Consider the following 19,354-nt stretch of genomic DNA (forward strand, 5'->3'; position numbering starts at 1 on the left):
CCGGCACGGGAGCGTCACGGGCCCAATGTGTACAAAAGGAGAGACGAAAGAGATCATCTTGGCCGCCCTGGCCCAACCCACCACCCGGTCCCGCCGCCCACCCCGCCGAACCCCCCGCCGACACCTGTGACGGCCACCACAGACGCCTGTGACGGCCACTACACCTGTGACCCGGCCGCGAGATCCTCCGCCAGCTCCACGGCCTCCCGCAGCGTGTCGACGACCGGGACACCCGCCGCCTCCAGACTGGTCCGGCTGTGGGAACCGCCGCTGAACAACACCGCCCGGGCCCCCGCATGGGCCGCCGCCAGCGCGTCGTCCACCGCGTCCCCGATCACCACGCAGCGGCCCGGCTCCACCCCGCCCAGCGCCGCCAGGTGCCGCACCATCTGGGCCGCCTTGCCCCCGCCTGACGGCCCCAGCGCGCCGTCCACCCGCGTGAAGTGCCCGTCGATCCCGTAGGTGCGCAGCAGCGGGAGCAGCCGGTCGTGCGGCGCCAGGGAGCACAGCGACTGGGTACGGCCCGCCGCCTTCCGGGCCGCCAGCAGTTCGGCGGCGCCCTCGGCGAGGCCCGCGCCGGAGATCCGGGCCCAGTAGTGCCGGTGAAAGGTCTCATCCATGACCTCCCACTCCTCGTCGGTGGGCGGCCTGCCGATCAGCCGCTCATAGAAGCGCGGCACCGGCACGCAGTACAGCTCCCGGTATCTCTCCAGCGTGATCGCCGGGAGCCCCAGCTCGTCGAACGCGGCGTTCGTTGCGTCGAGGACCGTGTGGATGTCGTGCAGGAGCGTCCCGTTCCAGTCCCACACGATGTGCGCGGAGTCCGCGCTTCGCGCCGCGTGCTGCCGTCGTCCCTGCCTCACAACCATGTCCCGACAGTACGAGGAGGCACTGACAGCGCGACACCGTATTACGGGCCGCCAGGCCCGCGCGGGCGGGAGCACGAGGCGACGTACGAGGCCCTCCGCGGAGGGAAACCGCCGGTCAGCCGACCAGCGCGGGAATCTCCTGCACCGCGAACCACAGCAGTTCGTGGTCGGCCGCGGCCTCCACCACCGCCTGCGCCCTCTCGTCCCCGCTCCCGGCCGCGGGGAGCGCGCCGACGGCCGCGGTGACGTCCCCGACCGCGTCCCCGGCGTCGAGGTGCACGGCCGCCGCCTTGCGCAGCGGGACGGAGGCCGTCAGCCGGACCCGGCCGGGAAGGCCCACCGGATCGTCCGAGGCGTCCCCCGTGACACCGTCCGCCACGCCGTCGCCCCCGTCCGTCCCCCCGGCCTCGTCCGTCGTCTCGACGGTGGCGTCGGGGGCCTCCGCGACGACGACCACCCGGCGCCGGGCCGCCTCGGTGTCCTGGGCGAGCAGGCGCAGCGAGGCCGCCGCCGCCTGGCCCAGCGCCGCGTACTCCAGTTCCTCGTCGTCCTCGGACCCCCACCACGCGCGCAGTCCGGAGGTGACCGCGTACGCCTCCAGAGGGACCGGTCCCAGCTCGCCCGCGACGTGCGCCTGGCTCAGTGCGGGCAGGGTCAGAGGGACATAGACACGCATGGCTGCCGCTTTCGTGTATCGCCGGGACCGTCTGCCCGTCAGCATACGGGCCCCGCCCGCACCCCGCCCCGGACAGCCCCTCGTGGCAAAGCCGCAGGTGGGGCAGGTGCGGCGTCAACCCCGCGCCCGCCCCTGAGCCAGATAGGGGAATTCTCCCGGCTCCCTCCGGCCGGCGCCCCCTCGTTGCCGTTCGGCGCGTGGCACGGCTACAACCGTTGCCGTCACCCGGTTACCGACCGGTATCAACCGTCCGCTCCAGGTCACGCCCACGGGGGAGCCCATGACCACGCCCGTCTCCGAACCGCCGTCCCCGTCCGGACGCCAGCCGCGCAGGCGCACCCCGCGCCACGCCCCGACCCGGCCGCCGGGACGGCGCGACAGTCGCCGCCCCGCCGAGTCCGCACTGCGCGCCGCCGCCCTCCGCGCCCGCGAGCGCCAGCCCCCGTACTGGTTCGCCCACCGCCTGCTGCTCGTCCTCAGCGGCCAGTGCCCGGTCCACACACTGCTCGCCCACGCCGGGAGCGAGGCCTACGACCGCCTCACCACCCTTGCCCCGCAGGCTCCCCTCCGCCCCCGCGGCACCGACCGCACGGCCCCCGCCGTACTGGAGGCCCGCGGCACCCAGCCCCGCGCCGGCGTCATCGAAGCCTTCGCCCGCGTCGCCACCGGCCCCCACCAGCGCGCCATGGCCTTCCGCCTGGAATACACCGACAACCGCTGGCGCTGCACCGCCCTGTCCCTGGACACCGCCCAGTGACCCGGCGCGCGGGGCCCACGCGGATGATCACCTCCGCGTGGGCCCCGCGGGGGTCGCCAGGTCTCGGCCCGTCGAACCGCCAAGGGACCAGGGGCCCCTGTGGATCCTCCGGGCTCCCGACGGACGCCGCCACGGTCGTCCCCGCATGGGTTGCCGCAGTCTCCCGTCCGGCCGTGCGCCTGTCATGTCCCCCTGCCGGGGCACACCCCCGTACGGACGTCCAGGGCGCGCATACTGCCGATCCACTGGCCCATCGCGTATCCGAGGCACAACCCCCGTACGGACGTCCAGGGCCCCGCCCCGGGCCCCGGACACAGGTGGGGACCCATCCGGGCCCACGGGCCCAGGTGCGGACCGATCCGGGGCCCCGACACCCGTAGGGCAAGGCCTCCGGCGTGCTCCGGCCCAGCCCCCGACGAAGGCCGCCAAGCTCCATGTGCCCGCCCGCCGCCCTGCGGCCCCGTACGGACGCCCCCCGCACGGGCGCCGGGCACCCCGGTGGGATGCCGCATCCCCCTATCCCGCCCCTCCCGCCGCCAGACGACGCCTTGGCGGCAGGAGCCGCCCGGCGACGGGGCGTCCAGCGGCGCGGCGCCCGGCGGCGGACACCACGGCGGCCGGAGCCCAGTGGGGCCGGGCCGGAGGTCCAGTGAAGACTCAGCCCAGTGGGGCCGGGCGGTCCAGTAAGGCCGGGGCCCAGTAAAAGCCAGGACCCAATGGAGCCGTAGACCCAGCGAGGCCCGGGGGCCAGTGGGGCCGGGACTCCGCCCCGAGCGGGCCGCGAGGACAGCCGGACCACGTGGGCAGCAGGACGGCGAGGGCACCAGACCGCAAGGACAACCGGACCCCAAGGACAGCCGGGCCGCAAGGACAGCCAAGGCGCAAGGGCAGCCGGACCGCGAGGTCAGCAGGGCCACGGCGAGTCAGCAGGGTCCCGGAGGACCGGAGGCCGGGGCCGGGACCGACAGGACGAGGGGCCGGGCACCCATGGGTGCCCGGCCCCTCGTGTGGACCGCCTCAGCGCGCTCAGGCGCGCTCCGCGCGCTACTTCCGCTTCTTGCGCCCCTTCTGCGCCTTGCGCCGCTCGGCCCGCGTCAGGCCGTCGGCCTGGGAGCGGACGGGGCCGGTCTCCGTACCGTCCGTGGCGGCACCGGTGTCGAGGTCGCCCTCGACCACGCCGCCCTCGGCGGTGGGGGCGGAGAAGTGCAGACGGTCGGGACGCTGCGGCTGTTCGAGGCCCTTGGCGTGGATCGCCGGGGTGCCCGCGCCGGCCGGCACCGTGTCGCGGGCGCCCTCCTTCTCCAGGGACGGGGCCGGGACGGTCTCCTCGACGGGCACCTCCTCGACCTGCTGCTCGACCTGGACCTCCAGGTTGAACAGGTAGCCGACGGACTCCTCCTTGATGCCGTCCATCATGGCCTGGAACATGTCGTAGCCCTCCCGCTGGTACTCGACCAGCGGGTCCTTCTGGGCCATCGCCCGCAGACCGATGCCCTCCTGGAGGTAGTCCATTTCGTACAGGTGCTCGCGCCACTTGCGGTCGAGCACCGAGAGCACCACGCGCCGCTCCAGCTCGCGCATGATGTCCGAGCCGAGTTCCTTCTCGCGCTTGTCGTACTGCTCGCGGATGTCGTCCTTGATCGACTCGATGATGAAGTCCGCGGTGATGCCCTCGCGGTCGCCCGCGGCCTCCTCCAGCTCCTCGATCGTCACCTGCACCGGGTAGAGCTGCTTGAACGCGCTCCACAGCCGGTCGAGGTCCCACTCCTCGGCGAAGCCCTCGACCGTCTCGGCCTGGACGTACGCCTCGATCGTGTCGTCCATGAAGTGCCGCACCTGCTCGTGCAGGTCCTCGCCCTCCAGGACCCGGCGGCGCTCGCCGTAGATAACCTCGCGCTGCCGGTTGAGGACCTCGTCGTACTTGAGGACGTTCTTGCGGATCTCGAAGTTCTGCTGCTCGACCTGGGACTGCGCGGAGGCGATGGCGCGGGTCACCATCTTGTTCTCGATCGGGACGTCGTCCGGCACGTTCGCGATCGACATCACGCGCTCGACCATCTGGGCCTTGAACAGCCGCATCAGGTCGTCACCGAGGGAGAGGTAGAAGCGGGACTCGCCGGGGTCGCCCTGACGTCCCGAGCGGCCGCGCAGCTGGTTGTCGATACGGCGCGACTCGTGGCGCTCGGTGCCCAGCACATACAGCCCGCCCAGCTCCTTGACCTCGTCGACGGCCGCCTTGACCGCCTTCTCGGCCTTCTCCAGGGCTGTGGGCAGCGCCGCCGCCCACTCCTCCGGATGCTCGTTCGGGTCGAGGCCGCGCTCGCGCAGCTCGTTCTCCGCCATGCCCTCGGCGTTGCCGCCGAGCTTGATGTCCGTACCACGGCCGGCCATGTTCGTCGCCACGGTGACGGCGCCCTTGCGGCCGGCCTCGGCGACGATGAGCGCCTCGCGCTCGTGGTTCTTGGCGTTCAGCACCTGGTGCGGGACACCGCGCTTGGTGAGCTGCTTGGAGAGGTACTCCGACTTCTCGACCGAGGTGGTGCCCACCAGGATGGGCTGGCCGGTGGCGTGCTTCTCGACGATGTCCTCGACGACCGCGTCGAACTTGGCGACCTCGGTGCGGTAGATCAGGTCGGCCTGGTCCTTGCGGGCCAGCGGCCGGTTGGTCGGAATGGGCACGACACCGAGCTTGTAGATCTGGTGGAACTCGGCGGCCTCGGTCATGGCCGTACCGGTCATGCCGGAGAGCTTGTTGTAGAGGCGGAAGAAGTTCTGGAGGGTGATCGTGGCGAGCGTCTGGTTCTCGTCCTTGATCTCCACCCCCTCCTTGGCCTCGATCGCCTGGTGCATGCCCTCGTTGTAGCGGCGGCCGGCGAGGATACGGCCGGTGTGCTCGTCGACGATCATGACTTCGCCGTCCATGACGACGTAGTCCTTGTCCTTCTTGTAGAGCTCCTTGGCCTTGATCGCGTTGTTGAGGTAACCGACCAGCGGCGTGTTGACCGACTCGTAGAGGTTGTCGATGCCCAGCCAGTCCTCGACCTTGCCGACGCCGGACTCGTGGATGGCGACCGTGCGCTTCTTCTCGTCCACCTCGTAGTCGCCCGACTCGGGCTTCTGGGTGCGCGGGTCGCCGGGCTCGCCCTTCTCCAGGCGCTTGACCAGCTTCGCGAAGTCGCTGTACCACTTCGTGGCCTGGTCGGCGGGGCCGGAGATGATCAGCGGCGTACGGGCCTCGTCGATGAGGATCGAGTCGACCTCGTCCACGATGGCGAAGTTGTGACCCCGCTGCACCAGTTCGTCCTTCGACCACGCCATGTTGTCGCGCAGGTAGTCGAATCCGAACTCGTTGTTCGTGCCGTAGGTGATGTCGCAGGCGTACTGCTCGCGGCGCTCGGCCGGGCTCATGTTGGCGACGATGCAGCCGACCGTCAGCCCGAGGAAGCGGTGCACGCGGCCCATCCACTCGGAGTCGCGCTGCGCCAGGTAGTCGTTGACCGTGACGATGTGCACGCCGTCGCCCGACAGCGCGTTCAGATACGCGGGCAGGGTACCGACCAGGGTCTTGCCCTCGCCGGTCTTCATCTCGGCGACATATCCGAGGTGCAGCGCAGCGCCACCCATCAGCTGCACGTCGTAGTGCCGCTCACCCAGCACACGCTTGGCGGCCTCACGGACGGTCGCGAAAGCCTCCGGCATGAGGTCGTCCAGGCTCTCGCCGTCGGCGTACCGCTCCTTGTACTCGTCCGTGAGCGCCCGCAGCTCGGCGTCCGACAGGTCGACGAAGTCCTCTTCGATGGAATTCACCTGCCGCGCGATGCGGTCCAGCTTGCGCAGGATCTTGCCTTCACCTGCGCGCATGAGCTTGCCGAAGACGGACACTTAGGGTGGCTCCTTGCCGGTCGGGCCTGGCACGGTCTGCACGGTCAGTGCGGATGGTCGGTGCGGATCCGCGAGGTCCTCTCCTTGCTGAGGGCCTTTACCGCACCGGCCATCGTATGCGAGGGACGACTGCCCCTGTACCCCCAACGTGCCGGAGCCCTGGAAGGTGCCTTGGGGCCGGGCAGGACAATCGGACTATGGAACCCATCACACTGCGCACCGAGCGCCTGCTCCTGCGGCCGTTCGCCGGGACGGACGCGGCAGCCGTGGCCACCGCGTGCGACGACCCGGACATCCAGCGCTTCGTACCGGTGCCGGACCCGTACACGCTCAAGGACGCCCAGGAGTTCGTGTGCGAGACCAGCCCGGCCGGCTGGCGGGAGGACACGGCCTACAACTTCGGCGTCTTCACACACGGCGGCGAACTGGTGGGTGCCATGGGTCTGGTCCGCCTGGAGCACCTGCGCGACGCCGACCGCCAGGCCGAGCTGGGCTTCTGGACGGCACGCGGTCACCGCCGCAAGGGATACACCGCCGAGGCGGGGCGTGCGGTGGTCGAGTGGGCCTTCACCTCGCTGGGCGTGGAACGGCTGGAGTGGGTCGCCCAGCTCGAGAACGCCGGGTCACGCGCTGTTGCCCGGCGGCTCGGCTTCGTGGAGGAGGGCGTCCAGCGGGCACGCATCGTGCACAGGGGCATACGCCGTGACGCCCGCATAGCCGCCCTGCTCCCCTCCGACTGGGGCCACCCCCTGGAGACCCCTTATCTGCCCTCGGAGCGTCATCTGCCCTCGGAGCGCGCCTAGCCGCTCGCGCCACCGGCGTCCCCGCGCCACTCCCCCGCTCCGGCCCCTTTCCCTCGTCCTCCCCTCCCTCCTGGGCCCCCGGCCGCCGGTCCGGCCGCCGGGACGGGTCCCTGGGCCGGGCCTCCACCGCCGGAAGTCCGTTGTCGGAAATCCGTTGTCGGAGGGCCGACTTAGGGTGGGCGGCATGACGACTGGCCTGCCCGCCTCAACGGCCGCCCCGGCGACCGCCCCCACCACACCGCCGCCCCAGCTCTCCCTCTCCGCCGACGAGGCCCGACGCATCGCCCTGCGGGCCCAGGGCCTGCTGGGCGCCCCGGACCGGCGAGCGGGGGTGCGCGGTGTGCTGCGGCACCTGGGCGCCGTACAGCTGGACACCATCTCGGTGCTGGCCCGCTCCCACGAGCTGGTGCCCTACGCGCGGCTGGGCGCGGTGGGCCGGGAAGCCGTGGACGCCGCCTACTGGACGGGCACCCACAGCTTCGAGTACTGGTCGCACGCCGCCTGTGTGCTGCCCATCGAGGAGTGGCCGCACTTCTCCTTCCGCCGCCGTGCCTTCCGGGAGCGGGGGCACCGCTGGCACAGGATGCGGGACCGCGAGGGCTCCTGCGCCGCCGTGCGGGACCGGCTCCGCGCCGAGGGCCCGCTGACCACCGCCGAACTGGGCGGCGGCCGCAACGGGGGCGAGTGGTGGGACTGGTCCGAGAGCAAGATCGCGGTGGAGTGGCTGCTGGACATCGGCGAGGTCATCGTCACCGAGCGGCGCGGCTGGAAGCGCGTCTACGACCTGGCCGAGCGCGCCGTCCCGGACTCCCTGTTCCACGACGACCTCGACGAGCACGAGTGCCTGCGCCGGCTGGTGGCCCAGGCCGGCGCGGCGATGGGCGTCGCCACCCGCGCCGACCTGGCCGACTACCACCGGCTCAAGGCCGAGCAGGTCGATGCCGTGGTCGCGGACACCGGACTGGTGCCGGTCGAGGTGCGGGGCTGGCCGCGCCGCGCCTGGGCGGACCCGGCGGCGCTGGAGAACCCCCCGCGCGGACGGCACCGCACCACGCTGCTGTCCCCCTTCGACTCCCTCATCTGGGACCGCCCCCGTACCGAACGCATCTTCGGCTTCATCCACCGGCTGGAGGCCTACGTCCCCAAGCCGAAGCGGGTGCACGGGTACTTCGCCATGCCGCTGCTGGCCGGCGGCCGGCTCTGCGGCCGGGTGGACCCGGCCCGCGAGGGCACGACCCTGGTCGCCCGCCAGCTGTCGATGCACGGCGCCAAGGCCGTGGAGCCCATGGCCCGGGCGCTGGGCGAGGCCGCCGCGTGGGTGGGCTGCGACGCGGTACGGGTCGAGCGCTGCGACCCGGAGGAGCTGCGCCCCGAGCTGAGGAAAGCGCTCGACGCCCTGGGGGTCTGACTCGACGCCCTGGGGCCCGAGCAGGCCGCCCGCCACGGCTTCCGGTCGAGCCGGGCCGGTACGGACTCGGGCCGGTCTCGGACTCGGGCCGGTCTCGGACTCGGGCCGGTCTCGGACTCGGGCCGGAGCCCGGACCGGGTCCCGGGCCGGACCGGCCCCGGCAGAGCAGGTCGGCCGGTCGGTCGGCCAACCGGTCAGCCGGTGGGCTGGCCGACCAGGTCAGCGGATTTCGAGGATCTTCTCCCGCATCGCGTAGACAACGGCCTCCATACGGGAGTGCAGCTGGAGCTTCTCCAGGATGTTGCGCACGTGGTTCTTGACCGTGTTCTCGCTGATGAACAGCTCCTTGGCGATGTCCCGGTTGTTCATTCCGGTCGCCACCAGCTTGAGCACCTCCAGCTCCCGGTCGGTGAGCTTCGGCGCGGGCACCAGCTTGCTCTCGTCGGTGCGCTGGATCATCGACTTGAACTCGGTGAGCAGCTTGGCCGCCATGGAGGGGCTGATCTGCGACTGCCCGTCGGCCACCGCACGGATCGCCGTCGAGACCTCGTCCGTGGAGATCTCCTTCAGGAGATAACCGGTGGCCCCCGCCTTGATCGCGTCGTAGAGGTCGGCCTCCTCGTCGCTGATCGTCAGCATGATGATCTTCGCGCTGGGCGCCACCTCCTTGATCGAGGTGCATGCCTCGATGCCCCCCCGCTTGGGCATCCGCACGTCCATCAGCACGATGTCCGGCAGCAGGTCCGCCGCCTTCTCCACCGCCTCGGCCCCGTCCCCGGCCTCGCCGACGACCTGGATGTCCTCCTCCTGGGCGAGGACGATCTCCAGCCCGCGCCGGAACAGCGCGTGGTCGTCGACGACCAGCACCCTGATCGGTTCCTGGCGCCGCTCCCGGCCGGGCGGTTCCTCCTCGGCCACCGGGCTCGGGTGTGCGTCGGGCATGGGCATCACGGGCCCGAAGCTGTCCACCATCGTTCCTCCCCCTGCACCCTGTCTGCCACCCAACCCCGCAACGGACAAAGGCGGTTGGTGTGGGTCTTGATGTTACTCACGCCGACGCCCCCGGCCGGGTTCCGAGACCCTGCCGGGGGCGCGAACATCAAGCCGGTGGCTCGCAGGCTGTGCCTGGCCGTACTGCGCCGTGGTCAGCCGCCGAGCGCTCCGCCCGCACCGGGCGGCGGCTCCTCGACGAACGGGTCCGGCTCCAGATGAATCACGCCGTAGTCGTAGCCGTGCCGCCGGTAGACGACACTGGGCTGCTTGGTCTCGGAGTCGACGAACAGATAGAAGTCGTGGCCCACCAACTCCATCTCGTAGAGCGCCTGGTCGAGCGTCATGGGTGCCGCCGCGTGCGTCTTCTCGCGGACGACGAGCGGCCCTTCTCCCTGGACCTCCAGCGAGCCCACCTTGGTCACGACGGGCCGGCCGTCCGTCCTGGGCGGAGCGGCCACCGATCCGGCAGCCGCGTCGAGTTCTCCGTTGAGTTCCGACGCGAGGTGGGCGGTTGCCGCCGCCACGCTCATCGGTGTGCGGTTCCCGCCCCGGTGGACCCGGCGCTTGTCGGCCTGCTTGCGCATCCGGGCCTCCAGCTTGCTGGTGGCCAGGTCCAGCGCCGCGTACGGGTCGGAGGCCGCTGCCTCCGCACGGATGACCGGCCCTCGGGTACGCAGGGTGATCTCCACCCTGTCGGAACGGTCGGCCTGCCGGGGGTTGTGCTCCTTGGCCACCTCGACCTCAAGGTTGATCACCTTGCCGTCGAGCTTCTGGACCTTCTCCAGCTTCTCGGCCACGTGCTTGCGGAACCGGTCGGGCACCTCTGTCTTGCGGCCCTTGACGACGATGTCCACGCAGAACTCCGTTCCCGGACGGACCACGCGTCGGCGTGGAACGTCCTTGGTGCACTGACACCGGAGGCTCGGCCCTCTTGCCGATGGCTCTCCGGCTCGAGGTCGGCTTGCGAGTTTCACCTCCTTCTCCCCCGAAGGGAAGATCGCCACCCAATCCGAACGTACCTCCACCGGGGGATGCTCGGCACCCCCTACTGGCACGTACCTCCGATCAGGGGAGCCTCCCCTCGTATCACCTGCAACGACGATCGCACTCTTGTAGTTCCGCGGGGTCCCCCGGCGGGACCCGTATGGTTTCCCCAGGCAACTTCCAGCCTCCTCATCAAGGCTCGTCACGCACCGCGAGTACCCCGGCCGAGGCCGCTCCTCCCAAGGCGCGCGCCGCTTCCGCGAGCGATGCTCCCGTTGTCATCACATCGTCCACCAGCACCACGCACCCCGCACCCAGCAGCCGTGCGCCGGCTGGCGCCATCTCCAGGGCTCCCGCAAGATTCGCGGTCCGCTGCGCCGCTGTCAGCCCCGACTGGTCGGCCACTCCGCGTCGTTGCCGCAGCACCGGGAGCACCCGGGCGGCCACTCCCTCCCTCCTCAGCGTCCGTGCGGCCTCCCGCGCCAGGCGCCGCACCGGGTCGTGCCCCCGCCTCGCGACCGCCCGGCGCGCGGAGGGCACAGGCACGAGCGTGACCGGGCCCGGACCCCGCGGGGACGGGCCGCCGTCCCGGGAGGGCGGCCCGCGCCGAGCGGGGGCAGGGGGCAGGGCAGGGGTGGGTGCCAGGTCCCGCGCTGCGTACGCGGCCATCAGAACGGCGCGGGCGAGCACCGCTCCCAGTGGCGCGGCCAGCCCGAGGGCACCGCGCTCCTTGTGAGCGAGCAGCGCGGCTCGGGCCTCGCCGGTGTACGTGAGCGCTCCGTACACACGAGGCAGTCCGGACGGCACGCGCGAGGGGACGACCCGCCGCGGCACCGCGCCATTCAGCACGCTGCTGCACTCTTCGCACAAGCGGTCCCGCACCTGCGGACGACCGCACCCGGCACACCCCGTGGGCAGCACCAGACCTGCGATTTCCCGCGGGAGGCTCTGCCATCCCTCCCGCATGTCCTCCACTGTGGCAGCCGGACCGCGCGGCCACCACCCCTGTGGAAAACTCCCGGCCCAGGCCCGGCGAGGGGCACCACGGACACGAACACCCGTCCGGGGAGAGCCGGTTGAGGGCTTCCGTTGTCGCAGGTCAGCCCGGGTAGGCGGGGGCGGAGCCGGTCTCGGTCAGCATCTTCCAGTTCGCGTCGGGAGGCAGCCGGACGATCCCGTCCTCGGAGTCGGCGAGCAGCGGCTTGCTCTCGTCCTCCGAGGCCGCGACGCCGGTCACATCGTTGATACCGGGCAGCGTCGGCTGGTCCGAGACGGAGCCGTCGGTCTCCATGTACTGGAGCTGCTGCACGCTCCCCGACTCGCGCCCCACCACCACGAGCCGGCTGCCGCCCGCCCACGAGGCGGCGGCCACGTCCTCCAACTGGGCTGCGACCGGCCGCAGTTGCTCCACCGTTACCCGAGGCTCGTCCACGGTGCCCTTGTGCACCACCCGGCCGAGCTGGAGCGAGGTGCGGCCGTTCCCGCCGCGTACGCGCAGCGCGATGCGCACCCCGTCCGAGGAGATCCGCAGCGACTCGATGCGCTCGTCCTTGTCCAGGTCCGGCACGCGGACCTCGTCGGGCTTCTCCTTGCCGCCGCGCAGGCGCAGCAGCCTGGGGTGGCGCGGGTCCCGGTCGGCGATCCACAGGTCGCCGAGCCCGTCCCAGCTGGGCGCCGTCAGCCGGTCGTTCTCGCTCTTGGCCCGGCTGGTGAGCACCGGGTCGTCGAGCGTGTTGGACGTGGTGCCCTCCAGCGCGGCCACGTACAGCGCGCGCCGGCCGCGCGAGACGGCGGCGCCCTCGCTCTCGATGCGGTTGACGGCGACCGCTCCCATCTCCACGTGACCGCTGCCCAGCGGTCCTCCGACGGGTCGCTGCGGCTCGCCCTTGCGCTGGAAGGAGGCGACCCGGTGCTGGCCGTCGATGAAGTAGGCACGCTGGGCGCTGCCGTTGAGACGGCCCGGCTGGTAGGGGGCGAGCTGTTCGCGCGTCTGCGCGCAGATCCCCCGGTTCTTGGGGCCTCTCAGTTCGACCCTGCTGACCTTGGCCGAGGCCTGGTCCTGCACCGCGTACAGCAGTTGGGCCGCCATCCGTACACACTGCCGGGGCCGCGCCGTGGCGCCCCGCGCGTTCAGCCGCACCCGCAGGACCCCCGAGTCGTCCAGCGACAGCCGCTGCTTGGGCGCCAGCCTGGTCCCGCGCGGAAACGACGAGCGGACGACGGGATCGAGCCATCCGGACGGTCCCTGCAGCAGCGCGGAGACCGTCTCGGTGACCGGATTGATCCGACGGCGCAGATAGACCGGATCGGCGACGAGCACGTTCTGTCCGTCCGTGATCGATTCCGCGTCCGGACCGAGCCGTGCGTAGTAGTAGGTGTTGACAGGCCGGTAGATGCGCTGGAAGTCGGACTCACCGAGCACGAGACCGTCCGGCATCTGGTCGATGCGCCATTCGCCGCCGACCTTCGTCAGGTGGAAGACCTCGCTGTAGTCGCCCTTGGTGGGCGAGTACGCGTGTTTCCCGTCCACCTGGGCCATCCGCGTCCCGGAGACCTCCACGGAGAAACCGTCCCGGGCGGCGACCGCCCTGCGCCGCGGCGCCTTGTGGGAGCTGGGGCCGTCCGACAGCACGGTTGTGGACTCGAACGGGTCCCAGTCGCGGGCCATCTTCCGGGTCAGGTACTCGCGCGCGGTCGGAAACGTCGCCTCGTCGCTGGTGGTCGCCTCCAGGAAGCCCCGCACGATCTGGGTCGGCGTCTCTCCCTTCTGCGGGCTGACGCTGTAGACCCGCACCTGGGAGTCCGCCTCGGCACGGTGGGAGGAGGTCACCTGGTCGACGCTTCCGTCGTCCGGCATGGACGCGCACCCGGCCAGCAGCCCCGCGCACACCGCGAGCACCGCCAGCGCACGCGTACGGCGCGCGGCGGACGAGGCGGCCTTCCGGCGCACCGTACGGCGCTCGGCCCTCATCCGCGCTCCCCTTCTGATGATCGTGCGACGCCGTCCGCGCTCCGTCCCCCGTCCGCGCTCCGTCCTCCGTTCCGTCCCTCCCGCACGCCCGCCCCCGCGGCGACGGGTGGTTCCCCGGACGTCAAGGCCTGCGCTCTCCTGCGCCGCGAGTCCTCCGGTTCCAGCCGCAGCGGCGAGCCGCGCAACGGCTCCCCCGCGGTGCAGGGCACGACGAGCAGGAACTGCGAACCGTTCCCCGGCTCGCCCCAGGCACGCAACCAGCCGCCGTGCAGCCGGGCGTCCTCGAGCGCGATCGACAGGCCGAGCCCGCTACCGCCGGTGGTACGGGCCCGTGCCGGGTCGGCCCGCCAGAAGCGGTTGAAGACGCGCTCCGCCTCGCCCTTCTTGAGCCCGACCCCGTAGTCGCGCACGGCCACCGCGACCGCGCCGCCCCCGGTCGCCAGCCGGACCACCACGTCGCGGCCCTCCCCGTGTTCGACGGCGTTGTCGACCAGGTTGCGCAGCACCCGCTCGATCCTGCGGCCGTCCACCTCCGCGATCACAGGCTGTTCATCCCCTCGTACGAGGATCCGGCCGCCCTTCCGTTCGGCGAGCGGCTCACAGCCCTCCACAACCCGGTGGACGACGTCGCGCAGATCGACCGCGCTCGCCTCCAGATTGGCCGCACCCGCGTCGAACCGGCTGATCTCCAGCAGGTCGGCCAGCAGGGACTCGAACCGGTCCAGCTGGCCGAGCAGCAGTTCGGCGGAGCGGGCGGTCGCCGCGTCGAAATCGTCCCGCGCCTCGTGGATGACATCGGCCGCCATCCGCACCGTCGTCAGCGGCGTGCGCAGCTCGTGCGAGACGTCCGAGACGAAGCGGCGCTGCATCCGCGACAGCTCCTCCAGCTGCTGGATCTTGACCTGGAGGTTCTGCGCCATCTTGTTGAAGGACTCGCCCAGACGTGCGATGTCGTCCTCGCCGGTGACCTTCATCCGCTCCTGGAGCCGCCCGGCCGCCAGCCGCTCGGAGATCCCCGCCGCCATCCGCACAGGCGTGACCACCTGCCGCACCACCAGCCACGCGATCGCGCCCAGCAGTACGACGACGAAGACCCCCGCCGTGGCCAGCGTGCCCTTGACCAGGCTCAGCGACTCCTCCTCCTGCGTGAAGGGGAAGACGTAGTAGAGCTGGTAGGGATTGCCCCGCGCGTCGTTGAGGCGCTTGCCGACGATCAGCGCCGGATCGCTCCCGCCGCCCTGGTGGTAGACCCGGGCGTAGCGGCGGTGCGGGCCGGGCTGGTCGTCCAGCGCCTTGCGCAGGTCCGCGGGGACGCTCTCCTCGGGGCGGATATCACCAGTGGAGCGCGGGCCCCGGGTCGTCGTGGTGGTGCTGCCCAGGAACGGCGACTCGTCGTTGTCGGAACCGAGTGCCACGACCGAGTAGACGCCCTGGCCGCCGCTGGCCAGCTGTTCGACCAGATTGTTGAGCCAGGTGCCCGAGTTCTGGGTGCCCCGTCCGCCGCGGATGCTGTCCTCGGCTCCGGTGCCGCCGGGCCCGCTGCCCGCGCTGTCGGCCATCTGTTCGGCGGCGGCGAAACCACCCGACGCCTGGCTCTGCGCGGTCTTCTCCTTCGCCTCCAGCAGACCGTTGCGGACCTGGCCGATGACGACCAGCCCCAGCAGCAGAACCACCCCGAGGGAGAGCAGCAGCGTCGCCACGACCACACGCAGCTGGATGTTGCGCCGCCACAGCCGCATCACGGGCAGCAGCGGCCTGCGCACCCACCGGACGAAGAAGCGCACCATGGGGCGCGCGCCCGGGCCGGTCGCGCCCTCGGGCAGCAGACCGTCCGAAAAGAGCACGCCACTTCGCCACAAACGCCCGAATTTGGAAATATCGGACTCGCGTCCCGCACCCCGTCCCCCACCGGAACGGTGCGGAGCCGAGGTGGTGCGGGACATCTCAGCTGGGTCCGGCCTTGTAGCCCACGCCGCGCACGGTCACCACGATCTCCGGACGCTCCGGGTCCTTCTCGACCTTCGACCGCAGCCGCTGCACATGCACATTCACCAGCCGCGTGTCCGCCGCGTGCCGGTACCCCCACACCTGCTCCAGCAGCACCTCGCGCGTGAACACCTGCCACGGCTTGCGCGCCAGCGCCACCAGCAGATCGAACTCCAACGGGGTCAGGGCTATGGACTGCCCGTCCCGCTTCACCGAGTGCCCCGCCACATCGATGACAAGGTCACCGATGGCCAGCTGCTCCGGCGCCGGCTCCTCGGAACGGCGCAGCCGCGCCCGGATCCGCGCCACCAGCTCCTTCGGCTTGAACGGCTTGACGATGTAGTCGTCCGCACCCGACTCCAGCCCGACCACCACATCGACCGTGTCGCTCTTGGCGGTGAGCATGACCACCGGCACCCCGGACTCCGCCCGGATCAGCCGGCACACCTCGATACCGTCCCTCCCGGGCAGCATCAGGTCGAGCAGCACCAGGTCCGGCTTGGTCTCCCGGAAGGCGGCTAGCGCCTTGTCGCCGTCCGCGACGAACGACGGTTCGAAACCTTCTCCGCGCAGCACAATGCCGAGCATCTCTGCCAGTGCGGTGTCGTCATCGACGACAAGGACGCGTCCCTTCATGACCTCATCATCCCATTAGCCGATCGTGACGCCTTCCTTCGTGACGCGGAACACAGCTCCGCGATGCCGGCCGCCGTGACCGGAGAGGCCACTCCCTCCTCCGTCACCACTGCCGTCACCAGCGCCGACGGCGTCACATCGAACGCAGGATTGTAGGCGGGCGCACCCACCGGAGCCAGCACCGCCGATCCGGCCCCGCCCGCCCCCGGGCCACCACCCCGCTCCCAGGGCCCCTCGGTCACCTCGTGCGCGGCCCGCTGCTCCACCTCGATGTCGGCCCCGGAGGCCGTTTCCAGATCGATCGTGGTGACCGGAGCCACCACCACGAACGGCACCTCGTGGTATCCGGCCAGCACCGCCAGTGGATACGTCCCCACCTTGTTCGCCACCGAGCCGTCCGCCGCGATCCGGTCGGCGCCCACCAGGACCGCGTCGACCTCACCGGCCGCGAACAGCGACCCCGCCGCGTTGTCCGCCAGCACGCTGTAGGCCATCCCCTCCCTGGCCGCCTCGTACGCCGTCAACCGCGCCCCCTGCAGCAGCGGACGCGTCTCCCCCACCCACAGCCGCCGCAACTCACCGGCCCGGTGCACCGCCTTCACCACGGCCAGCGCCGTTCCGCGCCCGCCCGAGACCAGCGTCCCCGTGTTGCAGTGCGTCAGGATCCGCAGCCCGCCCCCGGGCACCAGCTCCTCCAGCAGCGCGCTCCCGTGCTCCGCCATCCGGTCACTCGCCTCGGCGTCCTCCCGGTGCAGCGCCCGCGCCTCCGCCAGCGCCAGCTCGGCAGCACGCCGCTCCCCCGCGCCCTCACGCACCGCCGCCCGGTGGACGGCCTCCACCCGACGCGCCCCGTACCCGAGGTTCACCGCCGTCGGCCGCGCGTGCGCCAGCTGGTCGGCCGCGTCCGCCACGTCGAACCCCCGCGCGGCCGCCAGCGCGACCCCGTACGCACCGGCGATCCCCAGCAGCGGCGCGCCCCGCACCGCAAGCGACTGGATGGCCTCCACCAGAGCCGGCACATCCGTGCACACCAGCTCCGTCTCCTCACGGGGCAACCGCGTCTGGTCGAGGAGCACCACGACGGGGCCCTCGGGCAACTCCTCGTAACGGATCACGGGCACACACTCTTCAGCCATCCGCCCAGTCTGCCCTCCACACGCAGACCGCTTGAAGAGCGTCGCCCGCTCCCGCCTGGCCTCGACCGGTCCCGCCCGTGGCACGATGGTCAGCCAACCAGGCACGGGACTACCCACACGAGGTGACCTCACGTGAACGACTCCCCGGGCTGGGCTTCGCCCGGATCTTCTTCGCCCGACCCCGCCCCCGACACAGCCGACCAGGACCAGGGGACCCCGGGCGACGACACGGAGCACACCACCTCCGAGGCCACCCCAGCCACCCCGGCCACGCCCCACCCCGCGAAGACCGACACCCCCGGGGGAGCCGACACCTCCACGGACGAGTCCGCCGGCCAGACCGCGGACAGCCGCCCGGCCGGACAGACGGGAGGTCCTGCGGACGAACGCGCGGCCACCTCTTCGAAGAAGAACGACGCGCCCACGGGGAAGAGCGGCACGTCCTCGAAGAAGGGCGCCGACGGACGCACCGACGAGCCCACCGACGGCCACGGCCCCACGCGCACCCACACCGACGAACGGCCTCCCAACTGGGCCCCAGAACAGCCGCCCGCCGCCCCTCAGGGCTGGGCCTGGGGCAGCCCGCAGAGCAGTCGCGGCCCCGGACGCGTCCCGGGCCAGCAACGAGGCCGCGGACCCGGCCGGCCCACGGGTCGCTCGCGGGGCACCACCCCGTCGTCCGGCACCGGCTCCGCCCCTGCCCAGGGCTGGAACACCGCGGGCTGGAACTCCGGCTGGACCCAGCCGCCCCAGGCACCCAAGCCCGGGGTCGTGCCCCTGCGCCCCCTCGGCGTCGGAGAGATCCTCGACGGCTCCGTCAGCACCATTCGCGCGCACTGGCGCACGGTCCTCGGCATCTCCCTGGCCGTCGCGGTCATCACCGAACTGGTCTCCGCCCTCGTCACGGGCTTCTGGCTCGGTGACACCAACGAACTCGACGCCCTTGCCAAGAAGGACAACCCCGGCCTGGGCGAGCTGAAGAACGCCCTCACCGACGCCCTCAGCAGCCTCACCGTCATCGGTATCGTCGGCATGCTCGGGAGCGTCATCGCCACCGGGATGCTCACCGTCGTCGTCAGCCGCGCGGTACTGGGCCGCCACGTCACCCTCGGCGACGCCTGGCGCGACTCCAGACCTCAACTACCGCGTCTGCTCGGGCTGCTGGTCCTCATCCCCCTCCTGGTGTCCGCGGCAGTGTTCGTCTGCATGCTCCCCGGAGTGCTCACCTCACTCGCCGGGGCGGGCAACCTGGCACTCCCCCTCCTTTTCCTCGGCCTCCTCGCCGGCATCGCCGCCGGAGCATGGATCTGGGTCCGCTTCTGCCTCGCACCGCCGGCACTGATGCTGGAGAAGCGGGGCGCCATCCATGCGCTGCGCCGCTCGGTCAAGCTGGTGAACGGGAACTGGTGGCGCGTCCTCGGTATCCAGCTCCTCGCCCTGGTCCTGATCGCTGCCGTCTCCTTCGTCGTCTCCATGCCGACCGCAGTCGTCTCCGCACTCCTCAGCGGCGGGGCCACTCTCACCGACTCAGCGACCTCGACGGGCTGGACAGCCCTCCTCATCAACGGCATCGGCTCCGTCGTGGCCTCCGCCCTCTCCCTCCCGCTCACCGCCGGGATCACCGCTCTCCTCTACCTCGACCAGCGGATCCGCCGCGAGGCCCTCGACCTCGAACTGGCCCGCGCCGCGGGCGTCCCTGGCTACGACCGCCCCGAGCCCGAGCGGCCCACCACGGACCGCTGACACCAGGCCGGGGGCCTGGCCACCCCGCACGTCACTCCACGCCGCCGTACTCAACGAGACGTCTGCCCTGGCCAGTTGGGGCGACAAGCTGGTCACCACCCCCGGCTCCTGGACCCGCCCGACAACCGCCCTTCTCCCTATACCCCACCACGCCCCGGCCTGACCAACAGGCCGGGGTTATGTCACTCCGGACGCCATCCAGGCTTCCGCCCTGTCCACACCCCGGCACCGGATCCGACTGTGGCCCAAGGCCGACCAGGGGACGTCACCGCGGCCGGCTCACCAACACATCCCTCTCCCCAAACCGGCCCCCGCTGACGGAGCGGTCCCTTACCTCCCCTCCTGCTGACCAGCATCGCTGACCTTGCCCTGGCGGGGCTAGGGAAGAGGCTCCTATTCACTCAAAGCGGTGACACTTCAGTTCGACCATACGAACATGTGTCCGCTCTGCGCCTGCGGCATCTTGAAGTCCAGGAGATGCAAACCAGGAAATGCATTGGGAGAAGTAGA

14 protein-coding genes are annotated in these 19,354 nt (G+C 71.6%); 4 read left to right on the forward strand and 10 right to left on the reverse strand.

Translation table 11 applies throughout. From position 1 onward, the window contains the following. Window positions 1–158: 158 nt before the first annotated feature. Window positions 159–869 carry an HAD family hydrolase gene (locus FM076_RS12725; RefSeq protein ID WP_173870383.1) on the reverse strand — a complete coding sequence of 237 codons (711 nt, stop codon included), beginning with the start codon at window positions 867–869 and terminating at the stop codon, window positions 159–161. A gap of 115 nt (window positions 870–984) precedes the next feature. Next, entirely contained in the window at window positions 985–1,545 is a 561-nt protein-coding gene (locus tag FM076_RS12730; RefSeq protein ID WP_173870384.1) for a DUF6912 family protein, read from the reverse strand. 280 nt (window positions 1,546–1,825) lie between these two features. Between FM076_RS12730 and FM076_RS12735 the strand changes: the two genes are divergently transcribed. Continuing rightward, window positions 1,826–2,302, forward strand: a complete 477-nt coding sequence (locus FM076_RS12735; RefSeq protein ID WP_243274456.1) for an Rv3235 family protein — start codon at window positions 1,826–1,828, stop codon at window positions 2,300–2,302. Between the two features lie 1,044 nt (window positions 2,303–3,346). Here FM076_RS12735 and secA read toward each other — a convergent pair. Then, window positions 3,347–6,184, reverse strand: coding sequence for a preprotein translocase subunit SecA (gene secA, locus FM076_RS12740; protein ID WP_173870386.1), 2,838 nt, complete (start codon window positions 6,182–6,184; stop codon window positions 3,347–3,349). Between the two features lie 197 nt (window positions 6,185–6,381). On the opposite strand from secA, the gene FM076_RS12745 reads away from it, so the two are divergent. Next, on the forward strand, window positions 6,382–6,987 hold the full coding sequence (locus FM076_RS12745) for a GNAT family N-acetyltransferase (protein ID WP_173870387.1): 606 nt from the start codon (window positions 6,382–6,384) through the stop codon (window positions 6,985–6,987). Between the two features lie 184 nt (window positions 6,988–7,171). Continuing rightward, window positions 7,172–8,395 carry a winged helix-turn-helix domain-containing protein gene (locus tag FM076_RS12750; protein WP_173870389.1) on the forward strand — a complete coding sequence of 408 codons (1,224 nt, stop codon included), beginning with the start codon at window positions 7,172–7,174 and terminating at the stop codon, window positions 8,393–8,395. A gap of 219 nt (window positions 8,396–8,614) precedes the next feature. Here FM076_RS12750 and FM076_RS12755 read toward each other — a convergent pair whose 3' ends face one another. From FM076_RS12755 to mtnA, 7 genes are all read right to left on the reverse strand, one after another. Continuing rightward, window positions 8,615–9,367 (reverse strand): response regulator transcription factor, encoded by a 753-nt coding sequence (locus tag FM076_RS12755; RefSeq protein WP_173870391.1) that lies wholly within the window; start codon window positions 9,365–9,367, stop codon window positions 8,615–8,617. Between the two features lie 173 nt (window positions 9,368–9,540). Then, window positions 9,541–10,242 carry a ribosome hibernation-promoting factor, HPF/YfiA family gene (hpf, locus tag FM076_RS12760; RefSeq protein WP_173870393.1) on the reverse strand — a complete coding sequence of 234 codons (702 nt, stop codon included), beginning with the start codon at window positions 10,240–10,242 and terminating at the stop codon, window positions 9,541–9,543. Between the two features lie 322 nt (window positions 10,243–10,564). Continuing rightward, on the reverse strand, window positions 10,565–10,819 hold the full coding sequence (locus FM076_RS34950; RefSeq protein WP_345944974.1) for a ComF family protein: 255 nt from the start codon (window positions 10,817–10,819) through the stop codon (window positions 10,565–10,567). Between the two features lie 652 nt (window positions 10,820–11,471). Beyond that, window positions 11,472–13,343: an LpqB family beta-propeller domain-containing protein gene (locus FM076_RS12770; RefSeq protein WP_173870397.1), complete on the reverse strand. Its 1,872-nt coding sequence runs from the start codon at window positions 13,341–13,343 to the stop codon at window positions 11,472–11,474. Then, a complete protein-coding gene (mtrB, locus tag FM076_RS12775; RefSeq protein ID WP_274598799.1) occupies window positions 13,340–15,286 on the reverse strand; it encodes an MtrAB system histidine kinase MtrB in 1,947 nt (648 codons plus the stop codon). The genes FM076_RS12770 and mtrB overlap by 4 nt, the downstream gene beginning before the upstream one ends. A gap of 1 nt (window position 15,287) precedes the next feature. Next, a complete protein-coding gene (gene mtrA / locus FM076_RS12780) occupies window positions 15,288–15,965 on the reverse strand; it encodes a two-component system response regulator MtrA (protein WP_016469303.1) in 678 nt (225 codons plus the stop codon). Continuing rightward, window positions 15,962–17,101 carry an S-methyl-5-thioribose-1-phosphate isomerase gene (gene mtnA / locus FM076_RS12785; RefSeq protein ID WP_173870399.1) on the reverse strand — a complete coding sequence of 380 codons (1,140 nt, stop codon included), beginning with the start codon at window positions 17,099–17,101 and terminating at the stop codon, window positions 15,962–15,964. The genes mtrA and mtnA overlap by 4 nt, the downstream gene beginning before the upstream one ends. 132 nt (window positions 17,102–17,233) lie before the next feature. On the opposite strand from mtnA, the gene FM076_RS12790 reads away from it, so the two are divergent. Then, window positions 17,234–18,844, forward strand: a complete 1,611-nt coding sequence (locus tag FM076_RS12790) for a hypothetical protein (protein WP_173870401.1) — start codon at window positions 17,234–17,236, stop codon at window positions 18,842–18,844. Window positions 18,845–19,354 lie beyond the last annotated feature (510 nt).

It is taken from the genome of Streptomyces albus subsp. chlorinus (assembly GCF_013302895.1).
GTDB lineage: Bacteria > Actinomycetota > Actinomycetes > Streptomycetales > Streptomycetaceae > Streptomyces > Streptomyces chlorinus.